The 24,940-nt window shown below is 65.4% G+C and carries 31 protein-coding genes; 22 read left to right on the forward strand and 9 right to left on the reverse strand.

Going from position 1 to position 24,940, the window contains the following annotated elements:
* Positions 1–102: 102 nt before the first annotated feature.
* Together dnaG and nikR are read right to left on the reverse strand one after the other, a co-directional pair.
* A complete protein-coding gene (gene dnaG / locus ACR652_RS16665; protein WP_434507602.1) occupies positions 103–2,037 on the reverse strand; it encodes a DNA primase in 1,935 nt (644 codons plus the stop codon).
* A gap of 60 nt (positions 2,038–2,097) precedes the next feature.
* Positions 2,098–2,562 carry a nickel-responsive transcriptional regulator NikR gene (gene nikR / locus ACR652_RS16670; RefSeq protein WP_434507603.1) on the reverse strand — a complete coding sequence of 155 codons (465 nt, stop codon included), beginning with the start codon at positions 2,560–2,562 and terminating at the stop codon, positions 2,098–2,100.
* A 221-nt stretch (positions 2,563–2,783) separates the two neighbouring features.
* Between nikR and ACR652_RS16675 the strand changes: the two genes are divergently transcribed.
* Positions 2,784–3,893, forward strand: coding sequence for a HupE/UreJ family protein (locus ACR652_RS16675; protein WP_434507604.1), 1,110 nt, complete (start codon positions 2,784–2,786; stop codon positions 3,891–3,893).
* Positions 3,894–4,059: 166 nt separating this feature from the next.
* Positions 4,060–4,287, forward strand: a complete 228-nt coding sequence (locus ACR652_RS16680; protein WP_434507605.1) for a hypothetical protein — start codon at positions 4,060–4,062, stop codon at positions 4,285–4,287.
* 3 nt (positions 4,288–4,290) lie between these two features.
* Here ACR652_RS16680 and ACR652_RS16685 read toward each other — a convergent pair whose 3' ends face one another.
* Positions 4,291–6,324 carry a PHA/PHB synthase family protein gene (locus ACR652_RS16685; RefSeq protein ID WP_434507606.1) on the reverse strand — a complete coding sequence of 678 codons (2,034 nt, stop codon included), beginning with the start codon at positions 6,322–6,324 and terminating at the stop codon, positions 4,291–4,293.
* Between the two features lie 289 nt (positions 6,325–6,613).
* Between ACR652_RS16685 and ACR652_RS16690 the strand changes: the two genes are divergently transcribed.
* Together ACR652_RS16690 and ACR652_RS16695 are read left to right on the forward strand one after the other, a co-directional pair.
* Positions 6,614–6,970 (forward strand): hypothetical protein, encoded by a 357-nt coding sequence (locus ACR652_RS16690; RefSeq protein WP_434507607.1) that lies wholly within the window; start codon positions 6,614–6,616, stop codon positions 6,968–6,970.
* 138 nt (positions 6,971–7,108) lie between these two features.
* Positions 7,109–7,414 (forward strand): hypothetical protein, encoded by a 306-nt coding sequence (locus ACR652_RS16695; protein WP_434507608.1) that lies wholly within the window; start codon positions 7,109–7,111, stop codon positions 7,412–7,414.
* Here ACR652_RS16695 and ACR652_RS16700 read toward each other — a convergent pair whose 3' ends face one another.
* The gene (locus ACR652_RS16700; protein WP_434507609.1) at positions 7,415–7,840 is read right to left on the reverse strand and encodes a PilZ domain-containing protein; all 426 of its coding nucleotides are present in this window, start codon (positions 7,838–7,840) and stop codon (positions 7,415–7,417) included.
* A gap of 146 nt (positions 7,841–7,986) precedes the next feature.
* On the opposite strand from ACR652_RS16700, the gene ACR652_RS16705 reads away from it, so the two are divergent.
* Genes ACR652_RS16705 through ACR652_RS16765 form a run of 13 tightly spaced genes read left to right on the forward strand, consistent with a single transcriptional unit; the run spans position 7,987 to position 17,793 of the window.
* Positions 7,987–9,222: a flagellar hook protein FlgE gene (locus tag ACR652_RS16705; protein WP_434507610.1), complete on the forward strand. Its 1,236-nt coding sequence runs from the start codon at positions 7,987–7,989 to the stop codon at positions 9,220–9,222.
* 11 nt (positions 9,223–9,233) lie between these two features.
* Entirely contained in the window at positions 9,234–10,703 is a 1,470-nt protein-coding gene (flgK, locus tag ACR652_RS16710) for a flagellar hook-associated protein FlgK (RefSeq protein WP_434507611.1), read from the forward strand.
* 9 nt (positions 10,704–10,712) lie between these two features.
* Positions 10,713–11,756, forward strand: a complete 1,044-nt coding sequence (locus ACR652_RS16715) for a flagellar hook-associated family protein (protein WP_434507612.1) — start codon at positions 10,713–10,715, stop codon at positions 11,754–11,756.
* Between the two features lie 11 nt (positions 11,757–11,767).
* Entirely contained in the window at positions 11,768–12,115 is a 348-nt protein-coding gene (gene flaF / locus ACR652_RS16720; RefSeq protein WP_434507613.1) for a flagellar biosynthesis regulator FlaF, read from the forward strand.
* 1 nt (position 12,116) lies between these two features.
* Positions 12,117–12,524, forward strand: a complete 408-nt coding sequence (gene flbT / locus ACR652_RS16725; RefSeq protein WP_434507614.1) for a flagellar biosynthesis repressor FlbT — start codon at positions 12,117–12,119, stop codon at positions 12,522–12,524.
* Positions 12,525–12,534: 10 nt separating this feature from the next.
* Entirely contained in the window at positions 12,535–12,936 is a 402-nt protein-coding gene (gene flgD, locus ACR652_RS16730) for a flagellar hook assembly protein FlgD (RefSeq protein ID WP_434507615.1), read from the forward strand.
* Between the two features lie 2 nt (positions 12,937–12,938).
* On the forward strand, positions 12,939–13,205 hold the full coding sequence (locus tag ACR652_RS16735; protein ID WP_434507616.1) for a flagellar biosynthetic protein FliQ: 267 nt from the start codon (positions 12,939–12,941) through the stop codon (positions 13,203–13,205).
* A 21-nt stretch (positions 13,206–13,226) separates the two neighbouring features.
* Positions 13,227–15,317 carry a flagellar biosynthesis protein FlhA gene (flhA, locus tag ACR652_RS16740; RefSeq protein WP_434507617.1) on the forward strand — a complete coding sequence of 697 codons (2,091 nt, stop codon included), beginning with the start codon at positions 13,227–13,229 and terminating at the stop codon, positions 15,315–15,317.
* Positions 15,318–16,067 (forward strand): flagellar biosynthetic protein FliR, encoded by a 750-nt coding sequence (locus tag ACR652_RS16745; protein WP_434507618.1) that lies wholly within the window; start codon positions 15,318–15,320, stop codon positions 16,065–16,067.
* Positions 16,068–16,070: 3 nt separating this feature from the next.
* Positions 16,071–16,439 carry a hypothetical protein gene (locus ACR652_RS16750; RefSeq protein ID WP_434507619.1) on the forward strand — a complete coding sequence of 123 codons (369 nt, stop codon included), beginning with the start codon at positions 16,071–16,073 and terminating at the stop codon, positions 16,437–16,439.
* Positions 16,440–16,478: 39 nt separating this feature from the next.
* Positions 16,479–16,925: a rod-binding protein gene (locus ACR652_RS16755; protein ID WP_434507620.1), complete on the forward strand. Its 447-nt coding sequence runs from the start codon at positions 16,479–16,481 to the stop codon at positions 16,923–16,925.
* Positions 16,926–16,936: 11 nt separating this feature from the next.
* The gene (locus tag ACR652_RS16760; protein ID WP_434507621.1) at positions 16,937–17,341 is read left to right on the forward strand and encodes a hypothetical protein; all 405 of its coding nucleotides are present in this window, start codon (positions 16,937–16,939) and stop codon (positions 17,339–17,341) included.
* Positions 17,338–17,793, forward strand: coding sequence for a flagellar basal body-associated protein FliL (locus ACR652_RS16765; protein WP_434507622.1), 456 nt, complete (start codon positions 17,338–17,340; stop codon positions 17,791–17,793). The genes ACR652_RS16760 and ACR652_RS16765 overlap by 4 nt, the downstream gene beginning before the upstream one ends.
* Positions 17,794–17,825: 32 nt before the next feature.
* Here the strand turns inward: ACR652_RS16765 and ACR652_RS16770 are convergent, their stop codons facing one another.
* Positions 17,826–18,098 (reverse strand): hypothetical protein, encoded by a 273-nt coding sequence (locus ACR652_RS16770; protein ID WP_434507623.1) that lies wholly within the window; start codon positions 18,096–18,098, stop codon positions 17,826–17,828.
* 160 nt (positions 18,099–18,258) lie between these two features.
* On the opposite strand from ACR652_RS16770, the gene ACR652_RS16775 reads away from it, so the two are divergent.
* On the forward strand, positions 18,259–18,717 hold the full coding sequence (locus ACR652_RS16775) for a hypothetical protein (protein WP_434507624.1): 459 nt from the start codon (positions 18,259–18,261) through the stop codon (positions 18,715–18,717).
* On the opposite strand, the gene ACR652_RS16780 is transcribed toward ACR652_RS16775, so the two are convergent.
* The 3 genes from ACR652_RS16780 to ald all read right to left on the reverse strand — a co-directional run bounded on the left by ACR652_RS16780 (position 18,701) and on the right by ald (position 21,163).
* A complete protein-coding gene (locus ACR652_RS16780; RefSeq protein ID WP_434507625.1) occupies positions 18,701–19,093 on the reverse strand; it encodes a hypothetical protein in 393 nt (130 codons plus the stop codon). The genes ACR652_RS16775 and ACR652_RS16780 overlap by 17 nt on opposite strands.
* Positions 19,094–19,165: 72 nt before the next feature.
* Entirely contained in the window at positions 19,166–19,879 is a 714-nt protein-coding gene (locus ACR652_RS16785) for a response regulator transcription factor (RefSeq protein WP_434507626.1), read from the reverse strand.
* Between the two features lie 165 nt (positions 19,880–20,044).
* Entirely contained in the window at positions 20,045–21,163 is a 1,119-nt protein-coding gene (gene ald, locus ACR652_RS16790; protein ID WP_434507627.1) for an alanine dehydrogenase, read from the reverse strand.
* Between the two features lie 132 nt (positions 21,164–21,295).
* On the opposite strand from ald, the gene ACR652_RS16795 reads away from it, so the two are divergent.
* Positions 21,296–21,697: a DUF3775 domain-containing protein gene (locus ACR652_RS16795; RefSeq protein ID WP_434507628.1), complete on the forward strand. Its 402-nt coding sequence runs from the start codon at positions 21,296–21,298 to the stop codon at positions 21,695–21,697.
* A 90-nt stretch (positions 21,698–21,787) separates the two neighbouring features.
* The gene (smbP, locus tag ACR652_RS16800) at positions 21,788–22,123 is read left to right on the forward strand and encodes a small metal-binding protein SmbP (RefSeq protein ID WP_434507629.1); all 336 of its coding nucleotides are present in this window, start codon (positions 21,788–21,790) and stop codon (positions 22,121–22,123) included.
* Positions 22,124–22,194: 71 nt separating this feature from the next.
* On the opposite strand, the gene ACR652_RS16805 is transcribed toward smbP, so the two are convergent.
* Positions 22,195–22,848 (reverse strand): SGNH/GDSL hydrolase family protein, encoded by a 654-nt coding sequence (locus tag ACR652_RS16805; RefSeq protein WP_434507630.1) that lies wholly within the window; start codon positions 22,846–22,848, stop codon positions 22,195–22,197.
* A gap of 116 nt (positions 22,849–22,964) precedes the next feature.
* On the opposite strand from ACR652_RS16805, the gene ACR652_RS16810 reads away from it, so the two are divergent.
* Together ACR652_RS16810 and ACR652_RS16815 are read left to right on the forward strand one after the other, a co-directional pair.
* The gene (locus ACR652_RS16810; RefSeq protein ID WP_434507631.1) at positions 22,965–23,219 is read left to right on the forward strand and encodes a hypothetical protein; all 255 of its coding nucleotides are present in this window, start codon (positions 22,965–22,967) and stop codon (positions 23,217–23,219) included.
* Between the two features lie 97 nt (positions 23,220–23,316).
* Positions 23,317–24,939 carry a hypothetical protein gene (locus ACR652_RS16815; RefSeq protein WP_434507632.1) on the forward strand — a complete coding sequence of 541 codons (1,623 nt, stop codon included), beginning with the start codon at positions 23,317–23,319 and terminating at the stop codon, positions 24,937–24,939.
* The last annotated feature ends 1 nt before the right edge of the window (position 24,940 follow it).

A 24,940-nucleotide genomic window follows, 5' to 3' on the forward strand; every position in this document is an offset into this window, starting at 1 on the left:
GCGCGCCGGCGCACCGCCAGCCGCCGATTCGATCCCAACATTCCCCAAGTGGCCTTAACGTCCCGCTAACCACATTCGACGGCGACAAGAAAAACAAGGATATCAAAGCGATCGCGTCGATCGGCCCGAGGAGGCCCCAAACCCCTCGACCGCCGCCTCCGCGCCATCTAGCGCGGACAGTTGCGTTTGAATATCCCTCAGTCGCGCCAAATCATATTCGCTGGCGTTCTCGGCCAGTCGGGCCTCCACCGCGCGAAGCTCTTTATTTAACGCCCAAAAGCGCCGATGCAAGACCAAAGCCTGACGCAGGCTCTCCGCCGCGTCCGACGGCGCCGCGTCGGGGCGTACGTTCCAGAGCGCCGCATGGGCCACCATGCCCGACAGGCGGGACGCGACGCCGGCCAGACCCGCGGCCTCGAGCGACCGCTGGAGATCGGCCCGCTCCACCCCGCCGGACTCGGCCCAGCGCAGCATGCCGTCCCGCAACGCCACGGCTTCGGCCGACGAAAACTCCAGGCCCGCGACCTCCTCGACCTGGGCGGAGAGCACCTCGGGATGGTTCATGAGGATCAACAAAATCAACGCGTCGCGTGGCGCGATGGGGGGCCTGACGCCCCGAAACAGCGGCGAATTGGCGAGCGCCGGGCTGATCCGCACCGGCCCCGGCTCCGGCTCGCCGCGGCGGGGGAAATTGCGCGGGCGTGGTGCGAAATCCCGCCCGCGCCCTCCGGATCTGCCAGCTCTCCCGGCCCCCAGCAGGCGGGCGAGGCGGTCGCTGAAGTCCTGGGCGTAGTATCGGCGCAGGGTCTCGTCGCCGATCTGGCCGGCGATCTCGCGCAGGCGCCGCTCCAGCCCGGCCCGGCGCTCGGGCGTGTCGAGCAGCGCGCCCTGGGTCTCGCGCATCCACACAAGGTCGACGAGCGGCAGCGGCCTTTCGAGCGCCTGCGCCAGCGCCCCCGGCCCGCCGCTCCGCAAGAGCTCGTCGGGGTCCTGCCCGTCGAGCAGCAGCACGAAGCGCAGCGTCCGGCCGGGGCCGAGAAGCGGCAAGGCGGTGTCCACCGCCCGATAGGCGGCCTTGAGCCCCGCCTTGTCGCCATCGAAACAGAGGATCGGCTCCTCCGACAGGCGCCACAGAAGCTGGCACTGATCCGCCGTCAGCGCGGTGCCGAGCGGCGCGACGGCCTGTGGGAACCCGGCCGCCGTGAGGGCGATGACGTCCATATAGCCTTCGACGGCGATGACGTTTCCCGCCTCATGCGCCGCCTTGCGGGCGTTGTGCAGATTGTAGAGCGTCGCGCCCTTGTGAAAGAGCGGGGTCTCGGGGGAATTGAGATATTTGGCGACGGACCGCCCGTCCGGGCCCTGGGCCTCCGCCGCCATCGCCCGGCCGCCGAAGGCGATGACGCGGCCGCCCCGGTCGCAGATCGGGAACATCACCCGGTTGCGGAAGCGGTCATAGGGGACGGCGATGTCCGCGCCATGGATCAGAAGCCCCGCTTCGATCATGGTTTCGACCGAGACGCCCTTGCCCGCGAGATGGTCGCGCAGCGCATGGCGATCGGGCGGCGCATAGCCGAGGCGGAAGGTCTCGCGCGAGGCGGCCGAGACCTGGCGGCGGTCCAGATAGGCGCGCGCCTCGCGGCCGGCCGGGGCGGCGAGCTGCTTCATGAAGAACGCGGCCGCCCATTCCAGCGCGTCGCCCAGCGTCGCGCGGCGGGCGTCCTGCTCGCGCTCTTCCGCGGTTTCGACGGGCATGGTCAGGCCGGCGACGGCCGCGAGCCGCTCCACCGCCTCGGGAAAGGTGAGCCCCTCGGTCTCCATCAGAAAGGCGAAACCGTCGCCATGCTTGCCGGAGGAGAAATCGTGGAAGAAGCCCTTCTGGTCGTTGACGTAGAAAGAAGGCGTCTTTTCAGCGTTGAAGGGCGAGAGGCCGCGCCATTCGCGCCCTTCCTTTCTGAGCTTCACCTTCTGGCGCACGACCTCGGACACGGGCACGCGCGCCCGTATTTCGTCCAGGAAGGAGGGTGAAAAACGCATGGGCGGGTTTTAGCAGGTCCCGGGGGCGGCCGCACGTTCGCGTTTTTGGCTGGCTCACGCTCAGGCCGGGCCGCCCTCCCCATGCAGGGGTGGGAGGGGCTCGCGATCGGCGTTCTCGGCTTCCGCCTCCGCCGGGACGACGACAAGCTGGCCATAGCGCACGCCGCGCTCCCCGACGATGTGGCTCGCGAAATGCTCGACCTCGGATTTCCTGCCTTTCAGCAGAGAGACTTCGAGACAGCTCGCGGCGTCAAGATGGACATGCAGCGTCGCGATCGACATGTCGGCGTGGCTGTGGTGATCGTGGACGAGCTTCTTCGAGAGCTGGCGCGTCTCATGGTCATAGACATAGACCAGCGCCGCGACGCAGGCGCGCCCGCCGTCGTCGACCCTCGGCTCCTTGAGTAGCCCCGCCCGGACGAGGTCGCGCACCGCTTCCGAGCGGTTCTGATGGCCGCCCGCCTCCATGTAGCGGTCGAGCGCGCTCATCAACTCGTCGTCTATGGTCACCGTCACGCGCTGCATCCGCCCTGCCCATCATGGTTACCCGCCCGACTTTTTTAGCTCTGGCGGAGGAGCGCCGCAACGCTGGCGCCGGCAGGCCGGCGCGCGGCCGGCTGTTTCCGCTTGGGCGGAACGGGCAATTTTGCTGGCGGAACGCTTTTCATCCTGCGGCCCCGGTCTTGTCCGAGACCCGCGCCTTTGGCATGGTGCGCGCCAACCAAAATAAGAAGGAAACGCCAAAGATGACGGGGACCTGGAGGAGGCTTGCGGCCTTCGTGTTGTTTTGCGTGGGCGTAAGCCTCGGGCTCGCCGGACCGGCGCGCGCGCATACGCCGGATATTTCGACCGGCAAGATCGCCCCGAAGGGCGAGCGCGTCTATCTCGTCGACGTCGGCTTCCTCGCCACCGACCTCGAACGCATGTTTCAGGAGACCATGGACGAACGAACCGGGGTCGACCTCTCGCCGCCGGGCGTGCTCGAGGAGGAGATCGGCAAATTCGTCGCCAGGCGCGTCGCCATGCGCGACGAGGCCGGCCGCGCCTGCATGGGGAAGATCGAGAAGGCGGGCGAAGACCCCACGAACCAGGACAGCGCCCTCGTCGTGATGCGCTTCGACTGCACCGGCAATACGGGCAAGATCTTCTACGATCCGACCCGGCTGCTCCAGGCGCAGGGCTCGAAGGGCAAGCATCTCGTCTCGCTCATCGGAACGCCCAACGCCGGCGAGACCATGCGCTATCCGCAGGACCCGCCGCTCGACCTGGCGCAGCCGATGGAGACGACCGGCCAGCTCATGAAGAAATTCTTCGAGGCGGGCGTCGAGCACATCGTCACCGGCTACGACCACCTCTGCTTCCTGTTCGCGCTGATCCTGTGGGCGCATCGGGTCTGGCCCGTGGTGAAGATCGTCACCGCCTTCACCGTCTCGCACTCGATCACCCTGTCGCTCGCCGCGCTCAACATCGTGACGCTGCCCTCGACCATCACCGAAGCGGCGATCGCCTTGTCGATCGTCTATGTCGCGGCGGAGAATTTCTGGTCCAAGGACGTCGAAAAGCGCTGGCGCAACACCTTCCTGTTCGGCTTCATCCACGGCTTCGGCTTCGCCTCGGCGCTGACCGAAATGGGCGTGCCGCAGGGCGCGGTGGTTCCGGCGCTGGCGGCGTTCAACATCGGCGTCGAGGCCGGCCAGATCGCCATCGTCATGGCGGTTCTGCCGGTGCTGCTCTACATCGACCGCCACACGGCCGGAAAGCGCCACGACAAGCTGGTCTACGTCCTGTCCGGGCTGATCGGGCTCGCCGGCGCGTTCTGGTTCCTGCAACGGATCGGGGTCATTCCGGGGGCCTGAGGCCCCTCCCCACCCCTGCGCGGGAGAGGGAGCAGAGCAGCGCCGTCATCGAGACTGCGGATCGCAGGCGTCCCCTCTCCCGTGAAACGGGGGAGGGACAGGGAGGGGGTCTTGCCGCGTCATGGCGCGCCCCTATCTCCCGCCGCTCACCGGAGCAGCGGCGGCCATGAACACCCTCAATACCGACGATTTCCGCGTCGAACGCAAAGACAGCGAGTGGGTCGTCACCTTCACGCCGACGGGCGCCCGCTTTCACTTCGGCGACGACGGGATGGAGACGCGCGCGGGCGACGCCGACGCGCCTGTGGAAGCCCCGCCGATGGACTATGACCCGCTCGAAGTCGAGCGCATGGCCGCGCTCATCGCCTATGCGGCGCGCGGCCACGCCACCTGAGGGTCAGCCCTTCACCCGAACATATTCGCCAGGCGCGTCGCAGAGCGGCTTCAGCCTGCCGCCGCCGGGCGCGCGCGCGGGAACCCTCTGGGGCGCCTGCGAGGTGACCCACGACAGCCAGTGCGGCCACCACGACCCCTTGGTCTCCTTCGCGCCGGCGACCCATTCGTCGAAGGTTCCCTTCACCGGCCCGCCGGTGAGGTAATTATACTTGCCCTTCGAGGGCGGATTGATGATCCCCGCGATGTGGCCCGAGCCGCCGAGCACATAGGTCACCTCGCCGCCGAAGAACTTCGCGCCCCGGAACACCGAGCGCGCCGGCGCGATGTGGTCCTCGCGCGTCGCGATCTCATAGACCGGGATGCTCACCTGGCGCAGGTTGAGCCGCACGCCGTCGATCACCATTTCGCCGCGCGCGAGCCGGTTCTCCAGATAGCAGCCGCGCATGTAGAAGGAGTGATTGGCGCGCGGAATCCGCGTCGAATCCGAGTTCCAGTAGAGCAGATCGAACGCCGCCGGCTCGACGCCCTTCATGTAGTTGTTCACCACATAGGTCCAGATCAGCTCGTTGGGACGCAGCATGTTGAAGGCGTTCGCCATCTTTACGCCATCGAGATAGCCGGTCCTGGCCATGGCCTCGTCCAGCGCCTCGAGCCGCCCCTCGTCGATCAGGATCTGAAGGTCGCCGGCCTCGCTGAAATCCACCTGTGTGGCGAAGAAGGTGACGCTGTCGATGCGGTCGTCGTTCTTGGCGGCCATATAGGCGAGCGTCAGCGCCAGCAGCGTGCCGCCGACGCAATAGCCGGCCGCCGTCACCTTGCGCTCGCCCGTGGCTTTCTCGATCACGTCGAGCGCCGTCAGCACGCCCTCGTGCATATAGGCTTCAAAGCCCTTCTCCGATTTGCTTTCATCCGGGTTGACCCAGGAGATGATGAAAACCGTGAAGCCCTGCTCCACCGCCCAGCGCACGAAGCTCTTCTCGGGGTTGAGGTCGAGCACGTAGAACTTGTTGATCCACGGCGGCGTGATCAGCAGGGGACGCTTGTAGACGGTCTCCGTCGTCGGCTCGTACTGGATCAGCTCCATCACGTCATTACGCCAGACGACCTTGCCGGGCGTCGTCGCGAGATCGACGCCGAGGCGGAATTTCGTGTCGTCGCTCTGGCGAATCTTCAACATGCCATGGCCGGCGGAAATGTCCTCGGCCAGCATGGTCATGCCGCGAATGAGATTTTCGCCCTTGTTTTCGATGGTCGCCCGCAACAGCTCGGGATTCGTCGGCACGAAATTCGACGGCGACACGGCGCTGGAGATCAGGCGCGTGTAGAAGGCCGCCTTGGCGCGCGTGTGCGGATCGAGCCCCTCCGCCTTTTCGACCATGTCCCCCGCCCAGCGCGACGTGTGGAGATAGGACTGACGCAGCCAGTCGAAGAAGGGATTCTGCTCCCATTCGGGCGATTCGAAGCGCTTGTCGCCGGGCTCCGGCGCCACGATCGGCGGCACATCCTCGCCCGTGTAGCGGCGCATGGTCTGCCGCCAGATTTCGCTCAGACCCGCATAGAGCTCGGCCTGCGCGATGGCGGCGCGCTCGGGCTTGGCCAGCCAGTATTCGGCGACGACGCCGAGCGTCTTGGTGGCGTCGGCGACATTGGCGGCCAGTTCGCTGCGCGGCCCCCCGGCCTCGGCATTGCCGATCGCCGCCGCCAGCGCCTTGCGCCCCTGGTCGACGAGCTGGGCCATGTTTTCCGCCATGACCTCGAAATCCACCGCGGTCAGCGGCGTGGGGATCGGCGGCGCGGCGACGGGGGAAGCCCGCTTCCTGCCCGCGCGCGGGGCCGGCGCCGGCTTTGGCGCCGCCTCGGCAGGCCGTTCGACGACCGACACTGCCGGCGCCGCGGCCTTGTCCGCTGTCTTCTGCGCCTTGGCGCGGCTTGCCGACGTCTTGACCGACTTCGCCTTTCGCGCCGCGCCCTCTCCGGTCTTCGGCGGGGTTTTCCGCTCTTTGACCGTGGGTTCGTCGTCGCGGCTCATGGTCATGCGCTTTCCTGTCCTTAACTGTCGCGGCTGAGAGCCGGTTTGTCATTATGCCCGCATTGGCGACCCGCGTCTTGGTCTAACGCGACTCTCGGGGCCAAAAAACGGGGCCCGGCACCCGGGGCGGGCGGCGCGAAAGGAGGCTAAGCCTTTTATATGACGAGGAAACGGAGCTCAAAAGCATCAGCGGCGAGCCATGATGTCGCGGCGCCCTCTCCGAGGAAGGCTTCGCGCCAGCCTCCGCGCCGAAAAAAGGAGCCGACAGCCGCACGCCGAACGGCGCGGAGAAAGAATGCAACAGACCCTGCGCGCGCCCCTGGCGCCTCTTGTCGCCGCCGCCCTGATCGCGGGCTGCGCCCTGCGGCATGACGAGATCGCCCCGGACCCCATTCCTCCGGCCGCCTATGCGTCGGCGGACTGCCGCCAGCTCGCGCAGATGCAAGCGAAGACAAACCGGACGCTGATCTTCTCGGAAATCGCGCAGGACCATCGTTACGCCGAGGACCGCACCCGAACCTTCGGCGTTCCCATGCCCATGGCGCTGCTGTTCGAGGAGAGGGGCGAAGCGAATGTGGCGCGACTGAAGGGCGATTCGCTGGCGCTCGCCGCGCAGCTCGAGCGCGGAGGCTGCCTGCGCGACGGCGGGTGAAAGAGTTGCGCGAGCCTTGCAGCCAGCGCGGGCGGCGCGGCTCGAACAAGCGTTTGTTTAGGCGGCGTCCACACAGTGGCGCCGCCAGCGTATCGGAGAGGCATCATGAGTAGGAGGCAAGGCGCCGGGATGACTGTGATGACAATTGAAGAATGTCAGAAGCTCGACAAGCCTCTTCGTCAGGATCTCGAAGTGCTCGACTATGAGGTGCGCAGCCTCATTCATCGCATTCGCAGAGAGTCGCGCGAGGCGGGCGGCGACGACGCCACCTTCGTCAAGGCCTCGACGACGGTGCTCCTGTCGATCGCCGCCGCCCTGTTGGCGCGCGCCGCCGAAGACGAGCGCGCGCCTTTCGACGCAAGCTCCTTCGCCGCAGGCGCCGGAAACGCCGCCCGCTGGGCGGAGCAGCGCCGGCTGCGGTATTTCGTCGCCGGCGAAGCCTGATCAGAGCGCGTAATAGCGCCCCTTCATCCGTTGCGCGACATGCGCCTTGTCGCGCAACGGCGAAAGCGACAGACGGCAGCCGATCTCCGCCCCCTGCCGCCAGACGATCAGCGCCGCGTAGACGGCGCCTTCGGCTTCGTCGAACAGGTAGAAGCGCGCCGGCGGCGTGATGTTGCGCACAAGATGCAGACGCGCGCCTCCAGTGGCGCGATCGACGATCCGGCAGTCGCACAGGAAGCGCTCCGAGACATCCAGCGCCTTGCCCCAGTTGAGCCGGACGCCGCGCCGCTTCTCGCGGCGCCGCTCGGGCGCCGACTCCGACAGGCGCTCGAACAGCGCCGCGCCGCTCCTGCGCAGGCGCCAGCGCGACAGCGCCGACAGGCCCGCATGCACTCGAGTCCCTTCGACAATCATCTTGCCGGCCATGCTGGCTCCAGGCTCCGTGTCAAGAATATGTGAGAGTGTTAATCGCCAGCGTGCGTCGCCGGCAATGCCGCGGCGCACGCGGCTGACAGCTTCAGACAAGGCCGTCGGCGTTTAATCCGTCCCAGCCACGCTCTCAGGTCGGTGCAATGTCCAACTCCTTCGGCTTGTTCTCAACGTCCATCATGGGCATGTCCGCCCAGGCCGCCGCGCTCGCCAATATTTCCGAGAATATCGCGAATTCGAGCACGACCGCCTACAAGCATGCGACAACGCATTTCCTGACCGTGCTCAACGGGTTTCAGGACCCGAACCAGTTCGGCGGCGGCGTTTATACGCGCAGCCGCTACGACATCACGCAACAGGGCGCGTTGACCAGCACGGGCAACCCCACCGACCTCGCCATACGCGGCAACGGCTTCTTCGTCGTCTCGGACAATTCCGGCGCGACCTTCCTGACGCGCGCGGGCTCCTTCACGACCGATACGCAGGGCCGTCTCGTCAACGCCGCGGGCTATTTCCTGATGGCCGTGCCGGCCGGCCTGCAACCCGACTCGCTCGGCAATCTGCAGGTGGTGAAAATCCGCAACGACCGCCTCTATTCCAATCCCACGACTTCAGGCGCGCTGTCGGTCAACCTTCCGTCGACCGCCGCAAACGTCGCCCCGGCCAATCTCCCGTCGACAAACGCTCCCGGCGCCGTCTATACGGCCAAATCGTCGCTCACCGTTTACGACAATCTCGGCGCGCCCGTCGTGCTGGACGTCTATTACGCCAAGAACGGGCCGCAGGACTGGGAAGTCTCGATCTACGAGGCCAGCGGCGCGACGAATGGCGGCTTTCCTTACGCCGCCGGCCCGCTCGCGACCCAGAACCTCCTTTTCGATCCCACCAACGGCTCGCTCCTGTCCGGGAGCCCGGTCTCGCTGACGCCGACCGGAAGCCAGACGATCACCCTCGATCTCTCGAACACGACGCAGCTCGGCGCGCCTTTCGCGGTCAACGACTCCCACGCTAACGGCAACGCCGCCGGGTCCGTCGCGCAAATCCAGGTCAGCGCGGACGGCGCACTCAATTATCAGCTCGACAACGGCCAGCTCGTGCCGGCCTATACGATTCCGCTCGGCAATGTCCGCGCGCCGACCGCGCTCTTCAACTACACGGGCAATGTCTACGCAGCCAACGGGGACTCGGGGGAAATTTCAATCGCGGCGCCCGACGCGGCGGGGCGCGGCAGCATCGCGGCCTCGATGCTGGAAGCCTCCGGAGTCGACCTCGCCTCGGAGCTCTCCTCCATGATCATCGCCCAGAGAGCCTACACCGCCAACACGCAGAGCTTTCAGGTCGCCTCGGAAATTCTGCAAGTGCTGAATAATCTGAAATAACGGAGCGCGCCATGTCTCTCAGCACGGCCGGCGCGATCGCCCTGAGATCGCTCGGCGTCGTTTCCAGCCAGATCAGCGTCGCGTCCCGCAATGTCTCGGGAGCCGGCGTCGCGGGCGTCAGCGCGAAATATGCGAAGGTCGTCCACGGCGACTCGGGCGTCGCCTTTCTTGGAGTCGCGCGCGCCACCGATGTCGCCCTGTTTCGCAACCTGCTCTCGGCGAATGCGCATCAGGAGTCGTCGACCGTCGTCGCGGACGCGCTCACCCGTATCGACAAGGCGCTCAACCTGTCGGATTCGCAAAACAGCCGTTCGCCCTCGTCCCTGATCTCGAAGCTCAAGAGCGCGCTCCAGTCGTTCAGCACGACGCCCCAGAACGAAACGGGCGCGCAACTGGCGATCAGCAGCGCGCAGGACCTCGTCTCGTCGATGCACGATGCGACCCAGGCGGTCCAGAAGGAGCGCACGAGCGCCGACGCCGGCATCGCCGCGGCGGTCAATGACGTGAACGAGATCCTCGGGAAATTCGCCACCGTGAACTCCCAGATCGTTTACGGCTCGGCCATCGGCGCGGACGTCACTGACGCGCTCGACCAGCGCGACGCTCTGCTGACGGACCTCTCAAAGAGAATCGGCGTCTCGACGGTGAGCCGCCCGAACAACGATATGGTGCTCTATACGGACAGCGGCGTCACGCTGTTCGAGACGACACCGCGCAAGCTCTCCTTTCAGGAGACGCCGACCCTGTCGCCCGGCGTCAATGGCGCCGCTGTCTATATCGACGGCGTGCAGGTGACCGGCCCCGGCGCGCCGCTCGCCGTGCGGTCCGGCTCCATCCTCGGTTTGACTCACCTGCGCGACGACGTCATGCCGCAGTATCAGACCCAGCTCGACGAGATTGCCCGCGGCCTCGTCGTCGCGTTTTCGGAACACGATCAGAGCGGCGGCGGCGGGCCGGATCTCCCCGGCCTCTTCACCTATCCGGGCGCCGCTCAATCGCCGCCTGCGACGCTCATTCCAGGATTGGCCGGCCAGATCGTCGTCAACGCGACGGTGGACCCGGCGCAGGGCGGAGACGCCACGCTGCTGCGCGACGGCGGCGCTTCCGGCAACCCGGCGTACGTCTCCAATCCGAGCCATGCGCCCGGATACGCCGACCATCTGATCTCGCTCGTGAATGTGTCCGCGCAGACGATGGCCTTCGATCCTGTCGCGGGACTGGGCGCCACAGGCACGCTCGAATCCTTCTCGGCCGCCAGCAACGGGTGGCTGGCCGCGCAGCGGCAGCAGGCCGACAATGCGACGACCTATTACGACGCGGTCGTGTCGCAAACCACGCAGGCGCTTTCCAACGCCACCGGCGTCAATCTCGACGATCAGATGTCGCAGATGCTGGCGCTGGAAAATTCCTATCAGGCCTCCGCCAAATTGCTGGAGGCCGTCAACTCCATGTTCGACTCGCTCTTTGCCGCGATACGCTGAAGCACGACCATGTATCTGACATCGACCTACACCATGACGGCGTCGCTCCGACGCACGATCGGCCTGCTGCAATCCGGTCTGACGCGGGGGCAGACCGAAGTGACGACCGGGCGCCATGCCGATCTTGGCCTCGCACTGGGAAGCCGCGCGAGCGAGAGCTACACGCTTGTGGCCGCCCGCGCGACGATCCAAACGACGCTGGCCTCGAACAGCATGCTGACGACCAGACTCGACTCGACGCAGGTGGCTCTCTCCGCCCTGCTGTCCGACGCCCAGGACATACGCTCGACGCTGGTCGGCGCGCAGACCAACGGCGGCGACCCGGGAGCCATCGTCACCCAGGCGAGAGAAGCGCTCACGACATTCGTCGCAAAGCTCAACAGCTCCAACGCGGAAGGGTTTCTCTTCGGCGGCGTCAATACGGATCAGGAGCCCCTGCGCAATTATTTCGCCGATCCGCCGCAGGCGAACAAGGTCGCGCTCGACGCCGCCTTCGTCGCCCAATTCGGATTTTCCCAGTCCGATCCGGCAGTGTCGACGATCACCGCGACGCAAATGCAAAACTTTATCGACGGCTCCTTTTCGTCGCTCTTCTCGGCGGCGAGCTGGAAGACGGACTGGTCGCGCGCCTCCGATACGCCGATCCGAAGTCAGGTGAGCCTGTCCGCGTCTGTCGACGCCTCGGTCACCGCCAATGAGCCAGCGCTGCAAAAGCTTGCGGCGGCATATACGATGCTCAGCGATCTCGGGACCGGAAATCTCGCCAAGGACAGTTACGGCGCGCTGCTGAAATCAGCGATGGTGACGATCGACTCCGGCATTCGCGCCCTGACGAAAACCCAGGCCAGGCTCGGCGTCATCCAGAGCACGGTCAAAAGCGCGAGTGAAACGATGACGATTCAGTCGAGCACGCTGGAGTCGCAGTTGAATGGTCTCGAATCCGTCGATCCCGCCGAAGCCAGCACGCGCGTTCATGGTCTCATGACGCAGATCGAAACCGCCTATGCGCTGACAGCGAGGATCAGCCAGTTGAGCCTGATCAAATATCTGTGAGATCGAGCCTGATGTATCATCAACGTTACGCACAAATCGCCAGCGATTCCTCTCAGTCCGCAAGGGTGCGGGAAAAGGAGGCGCTCGAGAAAGCCATCTCGAAACTCGCGACGGCGAAGTTGAAGGGCCCGCTGACCGCTGAGTCCTTCGAGGCGACGGATTTCGTTCGTCGCCTGTGGTCGGTCTTCATCTCGGATCTGTGCAATGAGGAGAATGGGCTCCCCGCGGAACTGCGCGCCTCGCTGATCTCGATCGGCTTCTGGGTGCGGCGCGAGGCGGACGCGATCGATCGCGGCGATTCCGCCAATTTCGACGGCATCATCGACATCAACCGGATCATCGCCGACGGGCTGGCATGAAATGAACATTTCCCTGCGGCGCGGCGAGCGCATCTTCATCAACGGCGCGGTTCTCAAGGTTGACCGCAAGGTCTGCCTGGAGCTTCTCAACGACGTGACGTTCCTTCTGGAAAGCCATGTCATGCAGGCGGAGGCGGCGACGACGCCGCTCAAGCGCCTCTACTTCGTCATCCAGACGATGCTCATGTCGCCGCAGGATTGCGAGACGGCCCTTCAGCTTTGCCGGGAGATGTTCATCTCGCTCAGCGGCTCGGCGCGTGACCCCCGCGTGATGGACGGCCTTCGCGCCGCCGTGCGCAACATCGAAGACAAGAAAATGTTCGAAGCGCTGAAGAGCGTGCGCGCGCTTTTTCCAATCGAAGCGGAATTGATGGCCGCCGAAACCGAAGGCGCGCGCGAAGTCGCCTGAAGGAGGTGCTATGACCGTGACCCCCGTGCAAGCGAGCCTTCTGAGCTCGAAGACGACCGCAAGCGCCGACGCGACCAAAGCCGCTGGCGATTACAAGATGTTTCTCCAGCTCCTCCTGACCGAGCTGAAGAATCAGGACCCGACCAAACCCGTCGATCCGACCCAGACGGTCACCCAACTCGCGACGTTCTCCTCGCTGGAGCAGGCGGTCAAGACAAACGATCTGCTGACCTCGCTGAACATGGCGGAAAGCCTGACGCAGGGAAGCGCCTTGATCGGAAGAACAATCGTCTCGGCGGACGGCGCCACGAGCGGCGCGGTGACGTCCGTCAAACTCACCGACAGCGGCCTCGTCGCCAATCTCTCCGACGGCCGCCAATTGCCGCTCGGCTCCGGCGTGTCCATCGCCTGACCATGAATGAAGCCGACGCGCTCGAGATTGTCCAGCGCACCATTCTGACAATTCTGATGGTTTCCGGCCCGCTTGTCGGCGCCGCCATGGCGGTCGGCGTCATCGTCGCGCTGCTGCAGGCGCTGACGCAAGTGCAGGAAATGACTCTCACCTTCGTTCCCAAGATCGTGGCGATGATCGCCGTCCTCGGCCTGGCTGCGCCTTACATCGGGTCGAGAATCAACATGCTTGCGCAGTTCGCCTATTCGAAGATCGAAAAAGGCTACTGAAAGCCGCGAGGGAGCGCGTGAATGACGGACGTCGCCGGCGCCAGGTCGAAGCCGCAGGCGGAAGGGAGCTCGAAAGACATCGGCTTCGCCATGTCGATCGTCTTCATCCTCTGCGTTTTTTTCCTGCCGATTCCGCCCTTCCTGCTCGACGCCGGACTGGCCTTCTCCATCGGCCTCTCCGTCCTCATTCTCATGGTGGCGCTCTGGATTCAGAAGCCGCTCGAATTCTCATCCTTCCCGACGGTCCTCCTCGTCGCGACCATTCTGCGCCTGTCGCTCAACATCGCCACGACGCGTCTCATTCTCTCGCACGGTTCCGAAGGGTCGACCGCGGCCGGTTACATCATCAGCGGCTTTTCGCGTCTGGTGATGAGCGGCGACTTCGTCATTGGTCTCACGGTCTTCGCCATCATCGTCACCGTGAATTTTCTGGTGATCACCAAGGGCGCCACGCGTATCGCCGAAGTGGGCGCGCGCTTCACGCTCGACGCGATCCCCGGCAAGCAGATGGCCATCGACGCCGACCTTTCGGCCGGATTGATCGACGAGCGTGAAGCGCAGGTGCGCCGGCGCGAGCTCGAAGAAGAGAGCGCCTTTTTCGGCTCCATGGACGGCGCGTCGAAATTCGTGCGCGGCGACGCCATCGCGGGTTTGATCATTCTCGCCGTCAACATCTTCGGCGGCATCATCATTGGCGTCACGCGCCATGGCATGACTCTGTCCGCGGCCGCCGACGTTTACACCAAACTGTCCGTCGGCGACGGCCTCGTGTCGCAGATCCCGGCGCTCATTGTCTCGCTGTCGGCCGGCCTTCTCGTCTCGAAGGGCGGCATGCGCGGTTCGGCGGAGCAGAATATCCTCCGCCAGCTGGGCATGTATCCGCGAGCGCTTTTCGTCGCCGCCTCGCTCATGTTCGTTCTGGCGTTGATGCCCGGCCTTCCGCTCACGCCCTTCGGCGCGCTGGGCGGCGTGATGGCCTTTGTCGCCTGGCTGATCCCGAAACAAGCCGAAAAGGCGCGCCTGCTCAAGGATGAGAGCGATCGCTCCGCCGAGCGCCAAGCCAAGCAGGACGGCAAGGATTCCGCGCGCGAGCTGCTGCGCATTCCGCCCGTCGAACTGTCGCTGGGCAAGCAGCTCTGGGCGGGTCTTCTCCCCTATCAGGCCGAACTCGGGCAGCGCGTTCTGAGAATGCGGCGAAACTTCGCGCGGGATTACGGCTTCGTCTTCCCGGACATCAAATTGTCCGACGATCTCGACGTGCGGCCGAAACATTATCAAATTCGCATCCAGGGCGCGCTGGTCGCGACCAATGAAGTTCAGTTGAAGCGCCATCTCGTCATTCTCGGGCGAGGATCGGCTCCCAATCTCGCGGGCGAGGAAACGACCGATCCCGCCTTCGGCATGCGCGCCATGTGGATTCCGGACGCAATGATCGAGGAGGCCAAGCGTCTGGGCTATATGCCGATCGACCCTGTCTCGGCCCTGCTCACCCATCTTTCCGAAACGCTGCGAAACAATCTCGCGCAGCTCCTCACCTACAAGGACATGCGTGCGCTGATCGAACGGCTGGAGCCGGAATATCGGCGGTTGGTCGACGACATGGCGCCCAGTCTCATCACGCACTCGACCCTGCAGAGAGTTCTCAAGCTGCTGCTGACCGAACGCGTATCCATCCGCAATCTGGAGCTCATCCTCGAAGCGGTCGCCGAGATCGCGCCTTTCGCCAGACGCGCGGAGGCGATCGTCGAACATGTGCGCATGCGGCTCGGCTCGCAAATCTGCAGCGACCTCGCCGTTGAAGGCGTGCTCGGCGTGCTGCGGCTCGGTCCGCGCTGGGACTTGTTTTTTCATGAAAGGATGAAGCGCGACGCGAAAGGCGAGATCATCGGCTTCGACGCCGATCCGGCGCAGATCGAAAAATTCTCGCAGGAGGCCGGCGCCTCCATCCGGGAGCGCATGGAGCGCGGTGAGGCCTTCGTGGTGCTGACAACGCCGGAAGCGCGGCCCTATGTGCGGCTGCTGCTGAGCAGACCCTTTCCCTCGCAGGCGGTTCTCTCGCACATGGAGGTCGGCGGCGGCGTGCAGGTGAAATCCGTGGGCTCGATTTCCTGAATGGATATCCCCAATCCCGTCTTTCCCACAGCCATTCTGTTCTGCCGCGTCGGCGGCTGTCTGATGACGGCGCCAGGCTTTTCGAGCGAACGTGTTCCCGTGCAGTTCCGCCTTTATCTCGCGCTCGCCGTCACGCTCGTGCTGGCGCCGGCGTTTCTGGAGGCGTTCAACGGCGCGTTCGCGGCCGCGCAGCCTTATCGGCTTATCACGGCGATTTTCGGCGAACTCCTGATCGGCGTTTCGCTTGGGCTCCTGGCGCGCTTCTATTTTTTCGCGCTGGAGACGCTCGCCACAAGCGTCGCGATGACGACCGGGCTCGGCAACGTCTTCGGGGCCGTGGTGACCGAAGAGGAGCCGACGACGACCTTCTCGGCCTTCGTGACCCTCGCCGCGCTCGCGCTGATCTTCGCGACGGATTTGCATCTGGAAATCATCCGGGCGATCTCTCTTTCTTACGAAACGGCGCCCGTCTTCGCCGATCCCCGCATCGATGCGCTGATGGAGGAAATCGCGCGGGTCCTGACGCAATCGCATCTGCTCGCGCTGCGCATCTGCAGTCCTTTCCTGCTGTTTGGGCTTGTCGTGAACGTCGCGCTCGGCGTTCTCGCGCGCCTCACGCCGCAATTGCAGATTTTCTTCGTTTCCGGCCCGCTCGTCATCTTCCTCGGCCTTTCAGCCTTTTTCGCGCTGGGCTGGGACTTCTTCGCCGCGTTCGTTTCTGCTTTCGGCGCCTGGCTGCAGAAGGGCTAGAACATGACGAACCGTCGCGACCGGCTCGCGCGCGCGCTCGAGATCAACGATCAGCTCTGGCGGCTCCAGCAGACGCGCCTTGCGCAGGCCGAGAACGCGGTCTCCGCGCTGCGCGAGGCCGAAGCGGCGGCGTTCCGCTCGCTCGGAGACATAGAGCCGACGATCGTGCTGCCCTACATCGCCAATCTCCTCAGAGACCGTCTCGCCGCGGAGACCGCTCTCGCACAGGCGCGCGCGCGCGCGAGCGAATCCGGCCGGCGCATGAAGCTCACCGAGAAATTGCACACGACAGCGGCCGACCTGGCGAGGCGCGATGAACAGGCAAAGGAACTGCGGGCGACTCTCGCGATCGGCGACGTCAGCGCCCGGTAAGTTCGTCGCATTAGCATTTCGACGTTCCAAGGAGACGCCATGTCGATCTTTCCTGCAACCGACATTGTTTCGGACGTCGCGCGCGCCGCTGATCCCGGGAAGGTCAGGGTGGCGATCCAGCGTCTCGAGGCGCTCAGCGGAGACAAGGTTGGAGAACCCGCAGGGACCTTCGCGCTCGCCAGGGCGGCGTTGGCGCCGATGCGGCCACAGGCGCCGGCGATCATGAGCGACTCGGCGGCGCCCACGGGGGCGCGCATGACGCCGATCGAACCGACGCAAAAGTTTGAAGCGTTTCTGCTCCAAAGCTGGCTCGAGGTTCTGCTGCCGAAACAGGAGAGCGGCGTCTTCGGCGCCGGCCCGGGCGCGGACATCTGGAGATCCATGATGGCCGAACATCTCGCGACGGATGTCGTCCGCGCCGGCGGCGTCGGCCTGCAAAAGCTGCTGGATCACAAGAACAGCTCCGTCTCCGTCCAAAGAAGCTGAAGAGCCCTGACGTGATGAATTTTTTCCGAGTGGCGACCCCCGCGGGTCCGGTCGCCGGGGCGGAAGAGTCGCAGGACGCCCTCACCCGCTGCATCGACCGGCTGCGCGAGATCATCGAGGCGGAGACGCGCATCCTGAAGCAGGGCGGGCATGTCGATTTCGACGCGCTCAATCAGCGCAAGACGCACGCGCTCCTGGAGTTCCTCCAGGTTTCGAGAACCGCGCCGCCACAGAGCGCTTCCCTTGTGGCGGAGCGCGTGCAGTCTCTCAGACGGCTGTTGTCCGAAAACGCGCAACTGCTCGAGCGCCGGTTGCAAGCCACGCAGGAAATCACGGATCTCATCGTCCATCATATTCGCGAGAGCGAGTCGGACGGCACCTATTCCGTCCGCTCATCCGGAGTGACGCGCAAATGAACCAGACGCTCATCGTGGGAATTTGGGCCTGCGTCGTCACGCTCGCCGGCGCCTATGGCGGCGTCTACTTTCGTCAGCAGTCCAGCGCCAGCGCCAATGTCGCGCATGAGGAGAAGCTGGAGGCGCGCAAGATCAAACCGATCACTGTGCCGATCATCGCCGACGGCATGCTGAGGGGTTATATCTCGGCCGAGTTCAGCCTGATGACTCCCAAGAGCGACCCGCATGGCCACGGGCCGAGCCTCGATCCCGAGGGATATGTCATGGATGAAGCGTTTCGGCTGATCTACAGCGAGAACAAGGTCGATTTTTCCAACATGCAGAAATCCGATCTTGCCCAGCTCACGAGCCAGATCACCGCCAACGTCAACAAGCGGCTCGGCTCGGACCTCATCAGGGAAACGCTCGTCAAGAACTTCGCCTTCATTCCGCGTGAAGAGCTTCCCAAATGAGCGCGCGCGGCTGAGGGCCGCGCGCCGCTCTCTCACGCCACGCGATGGACTGGCAGATAGCTCGCGTTTTTCACGATGGACGCGGGCGCCGTCTCGCCCTTCAGGTGATTTTCGATCGCCTGGGCGATTTTCCGGTTGGGTTCGTCGATCTCGACGCCGAGCGCAGCTTCGGGCGCGTTTTCATAGATCGACGATATATCCGCGATGAAGCGCTCCATGGCTTTCAACGCGCGGTATTGCGGATTATGCGTGAGCTCCTCCGCCATCTGGCGACGAAGCTGGTCGAGTTGCGGGATGGGATTCATCGGATCGCCTCTTCACATTCAATGAACGAAGCCTAGGACGTCAAGCTGTCTCCCGACTTGCGCCAATTAAATGTTTCTTTACCGCGCACGCCCGTAAATTCAGTCTCGCGCAAAATGATCTGGCTACTCTGTCGCAGTCATGTCGAGTTGCGGAGACATCATGCGCGCGCCGCAGTTGCCAAAGATCGATCTTTCGGACGCAGGACTGAAGCTGACCGGCGTTGCGCTGGCGGGCGGCAGCGTCGCGCTCGCCGCGCATATGATGTCGCGGTCCGGCGATCCGCCCCGCATCACCGGCCTCGAACACCTCGCCATCTACGCCCGGCCGTCCAACCACATGCGCGGAGCGCCGTCGTCCTCCGCGCCGTCGGCGCCGCGCCAGGGCATCGACGACATGCCTGTCGGCTCCATCGGAAAGAGTTCGACGAGCGCCGTGCTGGCCGGCTATGAAATTCTCGACGCGGCGCCGGAATGGGCGCTGCTGCGCCTTCCCGGGGGGCGGATTGCGCGCGTGCCCCGCGGCGGCCGCATCGTGGGGCTGGGCGCCGTTCTCGATATTGAAAGAAGAAGCGGCAAATGGACGCTCGTGACGCAGAATGGCGTTATCCGCGCCCCTTAGACGACCGCCCCAGGGCCGCGTCGATCGCGGCGTTGACTTCGGCCATCGCGCCGGAATCGCGGTCCGGATCCCGGTCGGGATGCAGCCGCCAGGCAAGCTGGCGGCGAAGCGCTTTCAACCGCTGCGGCGATTGCATGGCGCCGGCGACGAGACTGGAAACGGGCGCGGGTGTTGGCTTCTGCGGTGGAGGCGGCTGTTCGGCGCGCGCCTCGCGTTGAAAGAGCCTGTAAGCGGCGACGGCATGCGCCGTCGTCACGCTGTCTTCCGCCGGGTGATCATAGGCCTGCGCGAGGCCGATCGTGAACGGCTTCGCGCTCCGCCCGGCCTCCCGGGCGCGGACTTGCACTTCATCGAGGACTTTTACAAACGCAGACATGACGAGCTTCGCGACTGACAGCTTCAAGCAGCCTAAGCCCGCGACGCTAAGAAGACGTTATGATCCGCAGCGTCACCCTGCGGCGCGTAAATCCGTCCGCTCCATCTCGTCGGACGACGGCGCGACGAGGAGGTAACCCAGAAAACGCTGTGAATCGATTGGGTCGTATCCCAGACGGGCGCGCAGCTTCTTGCGCAGCTTGCTGATGTGACTCTCGATGACGTTCTCTTCGACGTCATCGTCGAAAAGACCATAGACCGCGTTGAAGATCTGCGACTTCGTCAGGCGGCGGCCGCGATTGACGAGGAGATATTCGAGGATGCGCCGCTCGCGGCGCGGCAAGGCCAGCACTTCTCCGTTCACGATCGGATCGCTGCCGTTGAAGAACACCTGAATGCCGCCGACCGTGGCCCAATCCTGCCGCGCCTCGGCCCGGCGGCGAATCGCGTGAACGCGCGCCAGGATCTCGCGCACATGCACCGGCTTGCGCACCACGTCGTCGACGCCCGCGCTGAACAGGCCGAGCGTCTGCTCAAGCGACGGCGTATCGTTCATCGCGATCACGGGCGCCTGCGACCGCCGGCGAATGAGACGCGGGATTTCCTCGCGCTCCGGGCACTCGCCGATCAGGAACGCCTCGATCGCCTGCACGTCGCCCTCGACGGCGGTGGCGACCCAGTCCCGGAACTGACCGGGCCGGAATCCGGTGGACGCAATGCCCTCCTGACCAAATCGACAGGCGTATCCATTCGTTACGAGATCACGCTCGTCGACGATAATGAACATCTTCTGCCTCCTGAGTGGAATTGCGCGTCACGGCGTCGATTCGCCCTATGAATCCAGTTAAAGTCCAGGAGTCGTTTGGGTCAACTGAATAGTAATAGTAAACCTTGATGCGTTTGTCTGTTGTTCCTTATTTAGAACAGTCGATTGTCAACGTTTAACGCTTTATTAACCGTTCAAAACCTCGCGCGCGTCTGTAAAAGACAGATGATGCGTGGCGGCGACCGGCGCGGAAACAACGACGCCCGCAGCCATCTCGAGCCCCGCGCGCAGATACGGATCATCGCGCAAGGCGGCGCGCCAGCCCTTGTTGGCGAGCGCGAGAACGAAGGGCAGCGTGGCGTTGTTGAGCGCGAAAGTGGACGTGCGCGGCACGACCCCCGGCATGTTGGTGACGCAATAGTGAACGACGCCGTCGATAGTGTAGACCGGGTCGGAGTGGCTCGTCGGCCGCGACGTTTCGCAGCAGCCGCCCTGGTCGATGGCGACGTCGACGATCACCGCGCCGCGCTTCATCGTCGCCAGCATGTCGCGCGTGATGAGGATGGGCGCGCGCGCGCCGGGCGTCAGCGCCGCGCAGATGACGAGATCGGCGCGGCGCACGCATTCGGCGATTGCGGCGCGCGTCGCATAGATCGTCCGCACCGACGGGCCGAGCGTGGCGGAGAGTCGGCGCAGCGCGTCTGTATTGCGGTCCGCGACGAGCACATTCGCGCCCATGCCCATCGCGATCGCCGCCGCCTGCTGGCCGACGCTGCCGGCGCCCAGGATCAGCACATCGGCCGGCGGCACGCCGGGGGCGCCGGACAGCAGCACGCCCATGCCGCCTTCCTGCCGCTCGAGAAAGCGCGCGCCCATTTGCGGCGCGAGGCGACCGGCGATCTCCGACATGGGCGCCAGCAGCGGCAGGCCGCCGCCCGGCGACGTCACGGTCTCATAGGCGATGCAGCAGGCCCCCGACGCCATCAGCGCGCGCGTCAGATTGGCGTCCGCCGCGAGGTGAAGATAGGTGAAGAGAATCTGCGACGGCCGCAGCAGGGCGACTTCACGCGGCTGCGGCTCCTTGACCTTCACGATGAGATCGGCGCTGGCGAAGAGTTCGTCGGCTGTCTCCACGAGTCGCGCGCCCGCGGCCGCATAGCGCTCGTCCGTCAGTCCCGCGCCCTGACCCGCTCCGGCTTCGATCAGAACTTCATGACCGTCCTGCGCCAGTTCGGCGACCGACGAGGGCGTGAGGCCGACGCGATATTCATTGTCCTTGATTTCCCTTGGCGCGCCGACCCGCATGTGCCGCTCCGAATTTGTCGCTCCTGCGATGTGTCGAACACTTCGCAAGCTGTCCGTTCCAGATATATGAAAAGAGCGGCCACGCCGGACAAGGCGCGCGGCGCAGCCAAAGATCGCAGCGAGGACACGCCCATGCCGACCATCAATACGGACAAGGTTTGTTTCATCGTCGTGAAAGCGCGCGAGCTCGAGAGCGAGGACGAAGGCGTCGACGCCGACGCCTCCAATCCGACCGACGACCGCTTCGTCAGTGTGCTGACGGAGGACGCCTTCGACACGGTCCGCGCGGAAATCACGGCCTTCATCGAGGCCATGGATGAAGAAGAGCAGGCGGAACTCGTCGCGCTGGCCTGGCTCGGTCGCGGCGACTTCGAGGCCGATGAATGGGACACGGCATTGACCGAAGCGCGAGCGCGACATGAAGGGCCAACGTCAGCCTATCTGCTCGGCATGCCCCTGCTCGCCTCCCATCTCGAGAGCGGTCTCGGCGAGTTTGGCGAAAGCTGCGCGCTTTACGCGTCGGATCGGCAGTAAATCAGCGACACGCGCAGCCGTGGCTCTGGAATCCATGTTCACCGCGCACCATATGGCATCTGCGGCTACTTTCTTCGAGGAGATTGACCCATGAACCGCCGAGTTGTCGCTCTCGCCCTTTCCCTGGGCGTCGGCCTTCTTTTCGCTCCCGGGCTGGCGCTTGCGGAAAACCACGTTTCCGAAGCGATTGCGCATACGAAACAGGCCATTGAACATGGCAAGATGGGCCATGCCGACGTGCTGGTGACCCACGCCGAAGAGGCCCTCAAACACGCCAAGGCCGCGGAAGCGGAAAAGGCCAATCCGCACGTCAAGGAAGGCATCACGCATCTCGATGCGGCGATCGAGCATGGCAAGATGAAACATGCCGACGTCGCGACGCAACACGCCGAAGAGGCGCTCAAGCATCTCGAGATGGCCAAGTAAGACTTACATCCTCGCGCTCCCGCGCGGCAGCGATCCAGAGCCTCCAGCGGCTCTGGATCGCTTTGTTCCGGCTACACGGACTGCGCGCGAAGCAACCCACGCGCGACGTCGAGCCAGACGTCCTCCGCCTTGGAGGAGAAATGCAGGCCGTCCGGCGTCATGTCCGGCTTGCGGACGCCTTCGCGCGCGATGGCTGGATTGAGGTCGATCACCGCATAGCCGCGCTCGGCGCAAAGCTGTGAGAGGATGGCGTTCGCGGCCGAGATCCGCCCACTCTGCTCGGGGTCCGCGACGTAAGGCATCAGCGTGACGGCCACCTTGCGGCCCGTGTCCACGCGGCGAAACAGGGCGCGATAATCGGCTTCGATCCGCTCGGGCGTCGCCGCGTCGAACAGAAGATCATTCAGACCACCGTTGATCAGCAGCCAGGGCGCCGGAATGGCGCGCGCGCGATAGACCTGCCCGGCGATTTCCTTGATGGTCGCGCCGCCCTCCGCGAGATTGAGCGTCGCGAAGGGGCTGCGAAACAGTTTCCTCCATGGACAGGCGGCGGCGAGGCTGTCGCCGACGACAATGGCGTCAGGCGTGAAAGGCGCGCCGAAACGTTTGGCCAGCGCGACCCGAAAGGCGCGTCGTATTCCACCGTCCGTCAAAGAAAGACCGATCGCCGCGCAGGCAGGGACGGCAAGGACGGCAAGGGCGAGAGCGAGCGCGCACAGAACCATTCAGGATCATTCCCAAGATCAGGCTGGCCTCATGACATTTTGCTTCGGCGGCTTCATGCCGTCGGCGAAGGATGATCTTAGCTCTGGCGAAGGTTGAGACAACTGGAGCAAAGATCATGAAGACCTTTCAACGCGCTGTCTTGTTGAGCCTCGCGGCGTCGGCGGCGCTGGCGGGCTTTGGCGCGGCGCCGGCGGCCGCCTTCACTCATGAGGGCCACGGCACGGGCTGCTTCGTCACCACCTCGCCGACGCACAACACAAAAGGCGTCCGGCATTGGCGCAGCCCCTGCCCGCATCACGAGCGCAAACATCTCAACCCCTACCATCCGGGCCACCACCGGCCGGATGTCCCGCACCCCGCGCCGCACTGACGGAAGAGGAGCGCCGCGGCGCCGTTAATGTTTTGTATACCATCACAGCCAAAGCTCGGCCATACGTACACAACGGCATGATTCGGGGCGCCTGGCGATGACGGAAGCAGCAAGACGGCTTTGGGAGGACGCGGACCACACGGACATTTCGCCAAACCGATTCACGGACCATTTCGCCCGCCGCACGCCGGCGCAGGCGCGGCTCGACATGATGCTGATCTCGGGCGGCGACGAGCGCATCTGGCTGGATCCGGTGACGCGCCGGGACCGCTATGGCGCGCCCGCGTCGCCCGCGCCGGAGGAGCTGTGGTTCTCCCATGGCGCGGTGGCCGCCATCTCGCCGCGCGGCTATGCCGCCGCGACACGGGCGTTCTACGCCCATGCGCGCATGGGCGCCGATCCGGCGGCCCTCTTCGACGACATCCGAACGCGGATCGCGCGCCTGATCGGCCTGCCCGGGATCGAGGTGGCGCTCACCCCGTCCGGCGCCGACGCGGAATATGCGGCGCTCGCCATTGCGACGACGCTGCTCGGCCCCTCGATCGTCAACATCGTCATCGCCCCGGACGAGATCAGCGAGGGGGCCGCGACCGCCGCGTCCGGCGCCCATTTCGGCGACACGGCGGCCTTCGCGCCCCATGTCGAACGCGGCGCGCCGCTGGCCGGCTGGCCGGCGGATACGGCGCTGCTGCGCCGCGTCGCCATCCGCGACGCAAGGGGGCGGCCGCTGTCGTCCTTCGAGATCGACCGCGCGGCGGCGCGCGAGGCGGCGGCGGCGTTGCAGACCGGCCGCGCGCCCCTGCTGCATGTGCTCGACGCCTCGAAGACCGGCCGCGCCGGGCTGAGCCGGAAGACCGCGCGCGATATTCTGGAGTGCACGGGCGATCGCGCGCTGGCGGTCGTCGACGCCTGTCAGCTCCGTTGCTCCTTCGAGCAGATTCGCGCCGACCTCGAGGCCGGCTTCCTCGTGATGATCACCGGCTCCAAATTCGTCGGCGGACCGGCCTTCTGCGGCGCCCTGCTGATTCCGCCCGCCATCGCCGGCCGGCTGCGGGGCATGACGCTTCCCGCCGGGCTCGCCGCCTATATGGCCCGGCTCGATTGGCCGGCGGACCTCGCGGGGGCCTTTTCGTCTGGTTCTTTCGTGGCCGCCAATCTGGGCCTCGCGCTGCGCTGGACGGCCGCGCTGGCGGAGATGGAGGCCTATGCGGGGACGCCGCCGTCGCTGCGCGACGCCATTCACGCCCGCTTCGCCGAGACCGTGCGGCGCGCCGTCGCGGGCAATGCGGAGCTCGATTTCCTGGACGCCGAGTGCTGGGGCCTCGGCGCGCCCGCCACGCTCTATCCGATCATCACCCGCGACGGCGATCCGGCGCAGGCGCGGCGCCTGCATGATTTGCTGGCCGCGCCGATCGGCGCGTACGACGCCCCCGATCTCGACCGCGCCTGCCATCTCGGCCAGCCGATCGTCATCGGCGGCCGGGCGGCCCTCTCGGTCAGTCTGGGCATGCCGCATATCAACGCGGTGGCGGAGCGCGTGGCGCAGAACAGGGATCTCGACGCCGCCTTCCTGCCCCTGCAAAGGGACCTCGAACTTCTGTTCCGCAAGTGGAGCGTCCTCGCGCGCCGCATCGGTCCGGCGCAACAGCCGGCGGCGAACGCGAACGACAGGGTCGTTGCGCCCGCGCTGGCCTTGCGGGCGCGGCTGGGCCTGCGCTGAG

Origin of the sequence: Methylocystis sp., assembly GCF_051061225.1 — a bacterium.
In the GTDB taxonomy this organism is placed as follows: Bacteria; Pseudomonadota; Alphaproteobacteria; order Rhizobiales; family Beijerinckiaceae; genus Methylocystis.

Coding starts and splice junctions, on each gene's coding strand:
- ACR652_RS16795 (WP_434507628.1), top strand. CDS start 21,296: ATGCCGACCATCAATACGGACAAGGTTTGTTTCATCGTCGTGAAAGCG.
- flbT (WP_434507614.1), top strand. CDS start 12,117: ATGAACATTTCCCTGCGGCGCGGCGAGCGCATCTTCATCAACGGCGCG.
- flhA (WP_434507617.1), top strand. CDS start 13,227: ATGACGGACGTCGCCGGCGCCAGGTCGAAGCCGCAGGCGGAAGGGAGC.
- ACR652_RS16755 (WP_434507620.1), top strand. CDS start 16,479: ATGTCGATCTTTCCTGCAACCGACATTGTTTCGGACGTCGCGCGCGCC.
- flgD (WP_434507615.1), top strand. CDS start 12,535: ATGACCGTGACCCCCGTGCAAGCGAGCCTTCTGAGCTCGAAGACGACC.
- nikR (WP_434507603.1), bottom strand. CDS start 2,562: ATGCAGCGCGTGACGGTGACCATAGACGACGAGTTGATGAGCGCGCTC.
- dnaG (WP_434507602.1), bottom strand. CDS start 2,037: ATGCGTTTTTCACCCTCCTTCCTGGACGAAATACGGGCGCGCGTGCCC.
- ACR652_RS16805 (WP_434507630.1), bottom strand. CDS start 22,848: ATGGTTCTGTGCGCGCTCGCTCTCGCCCTTGCCGTCCTTGCCGTCCCT.
- ACR652_RS16700 (WP_434507609.1), bottom strand. CDS start 7,840: ATGGCCGGCAAGATGATTGTCGAAGGGACTCGAGTGCATGCGGGCCTG.
- ACR652_RS16690 (WP_434507607.1), top strand. CDS start 6,614: ATGCAACAGACCCTGCGCGCGCCCCTGGCGCCTCTTGTCGCCGCCGCC.
- ACR652_RS16680 (WP_434507605.1), top strand. CDS start 4,060: ATGAACACCCTCAATACCGACGATTTCCGCGTCGAACGCAAAGACAGC.
- flaF (WP_434507613.1), top strand. CDS start 11,768: ATGTATCATCAACGTTACGCACAAATCGCCAGCGATTCCTCTCAGTCC.
- ACR652_RS16765 (WP_434507622.1), top strand. CDS start 17,338: ATGAACCAGACGCTCATCGTGGGAATTTGGGCCTGCGTCGTCACGCTC.
- ACR652_RS16735 (WP_434507616.1), top strand. CDS start 12,939: ATGAATGAAGCCGACGCGCTCGAGATTGTCCAGCGCACCATTCTGACA.
- ACR652_RS16770 (WP_434507623.1), bottom strand. CDS start 18,098: ATGAATCCCATCCCGCAACTCGACCAGCTTCGTCGCCAGATGGCGGAG.
- ACR652_RS16685 (WP_434507606.1), bottom strand. CDS start 6,324: ATGACCATGAGCCGCGACGACGAACCCACGGTCAAAGAGCGGAAAACC.
- flgK (WP_434507611.1), top strand. CDS start 9,234: ATGTCTCTCAGCACGGCCGGCGCGATCGCCCTGAGATCGCTCGGCGTC.
- ACR652_RS16745 (WP_434507618.1), top strand. CDS start 15,318: ATGGATATCCCCAATCCCGTCTTTCCCACAGCCATTCTGTTCTGCCGC.
- ACR652_RS16780 (WP_434507625.1), bottom strand. CDS start 19,093: ATGTCTGCGTTTGTAAAAGTCCTCGATGAAGTGCAAGTCCGCGCCCGG.
- ACR652_RS16695 (WP_434507608.1), top strand. CDS start 7,109: ATGACAATTGAAGAATGTCAGAAGCTCGACAAGCCTCTTCGTCAGGAT.
- ACR652_RS16705 (WP_434507610.1), top strand. CDS start 7,987: ATGTCCAACTCCTTCGGCTTGTTCTCAACGTCCATCATGGGCATGTCC.
- ACR652_RS16775 (WP_434507624.1), top strand. CDS start 18,259: ATGCGCGCGCCGCAGTTGCCAAAGATCGATCTTTCGGACGCAGGACTG.
- ACR652_RS16750 (WP_434507619.1), top strand. CDS start 16,071: ATGACGAACCGTCGCGACCGGCTCGCGCGCGCGCTCGAGATCAACGAT.
- ACR652_RS16785 (WP_434507626.1), bottom strand. CDS start 19,879: ATGTTCATTATCGTCGACGAGCGTGATCTCGTAACGAATGGATACGCC.
- smbP (WP_434507629.1), top strand. CDS start 21,788: ATGAACCGCCGAGTTGTCGCTCTCGCCCTTTCCCTGGGCGTCGGCCTT.
- ACR652_RS16675 (WP_434507604.1), top strand. CDS start 2,784: ATGACGGGGACCTGGAGGAGGCTTGCGGCCTTCGTGTTGTTTTGCGTG.
- ACR652_RS16815 (WP_434507632.1), top strand. CDS start 23,317: ATGACGGAAGCAGCAAGACGGCTTTGGGAGGACGCGGACCACACGGAC.
- ACR652_RS16810 (WP_434507631.1), top strand. CDS start 22,965: ATGAAGACCTTTCAACGCGCTGTCTTGTTGAGCCTCGCGGCGTCGGCG.
- ald (WP_434507627.1), bottom strand. CDS start 21,163: ATGCGGGTCGGCGCGCCAAGGGAAATCAAGGACAATGAATATCGCGTC.
- ACR652_RS16715 (WP_434507612.1), top strand. CDS start 10,713: ATGTATCTGACATCGACCTACACCATGACGGCGTCGCTCCGACGCACG.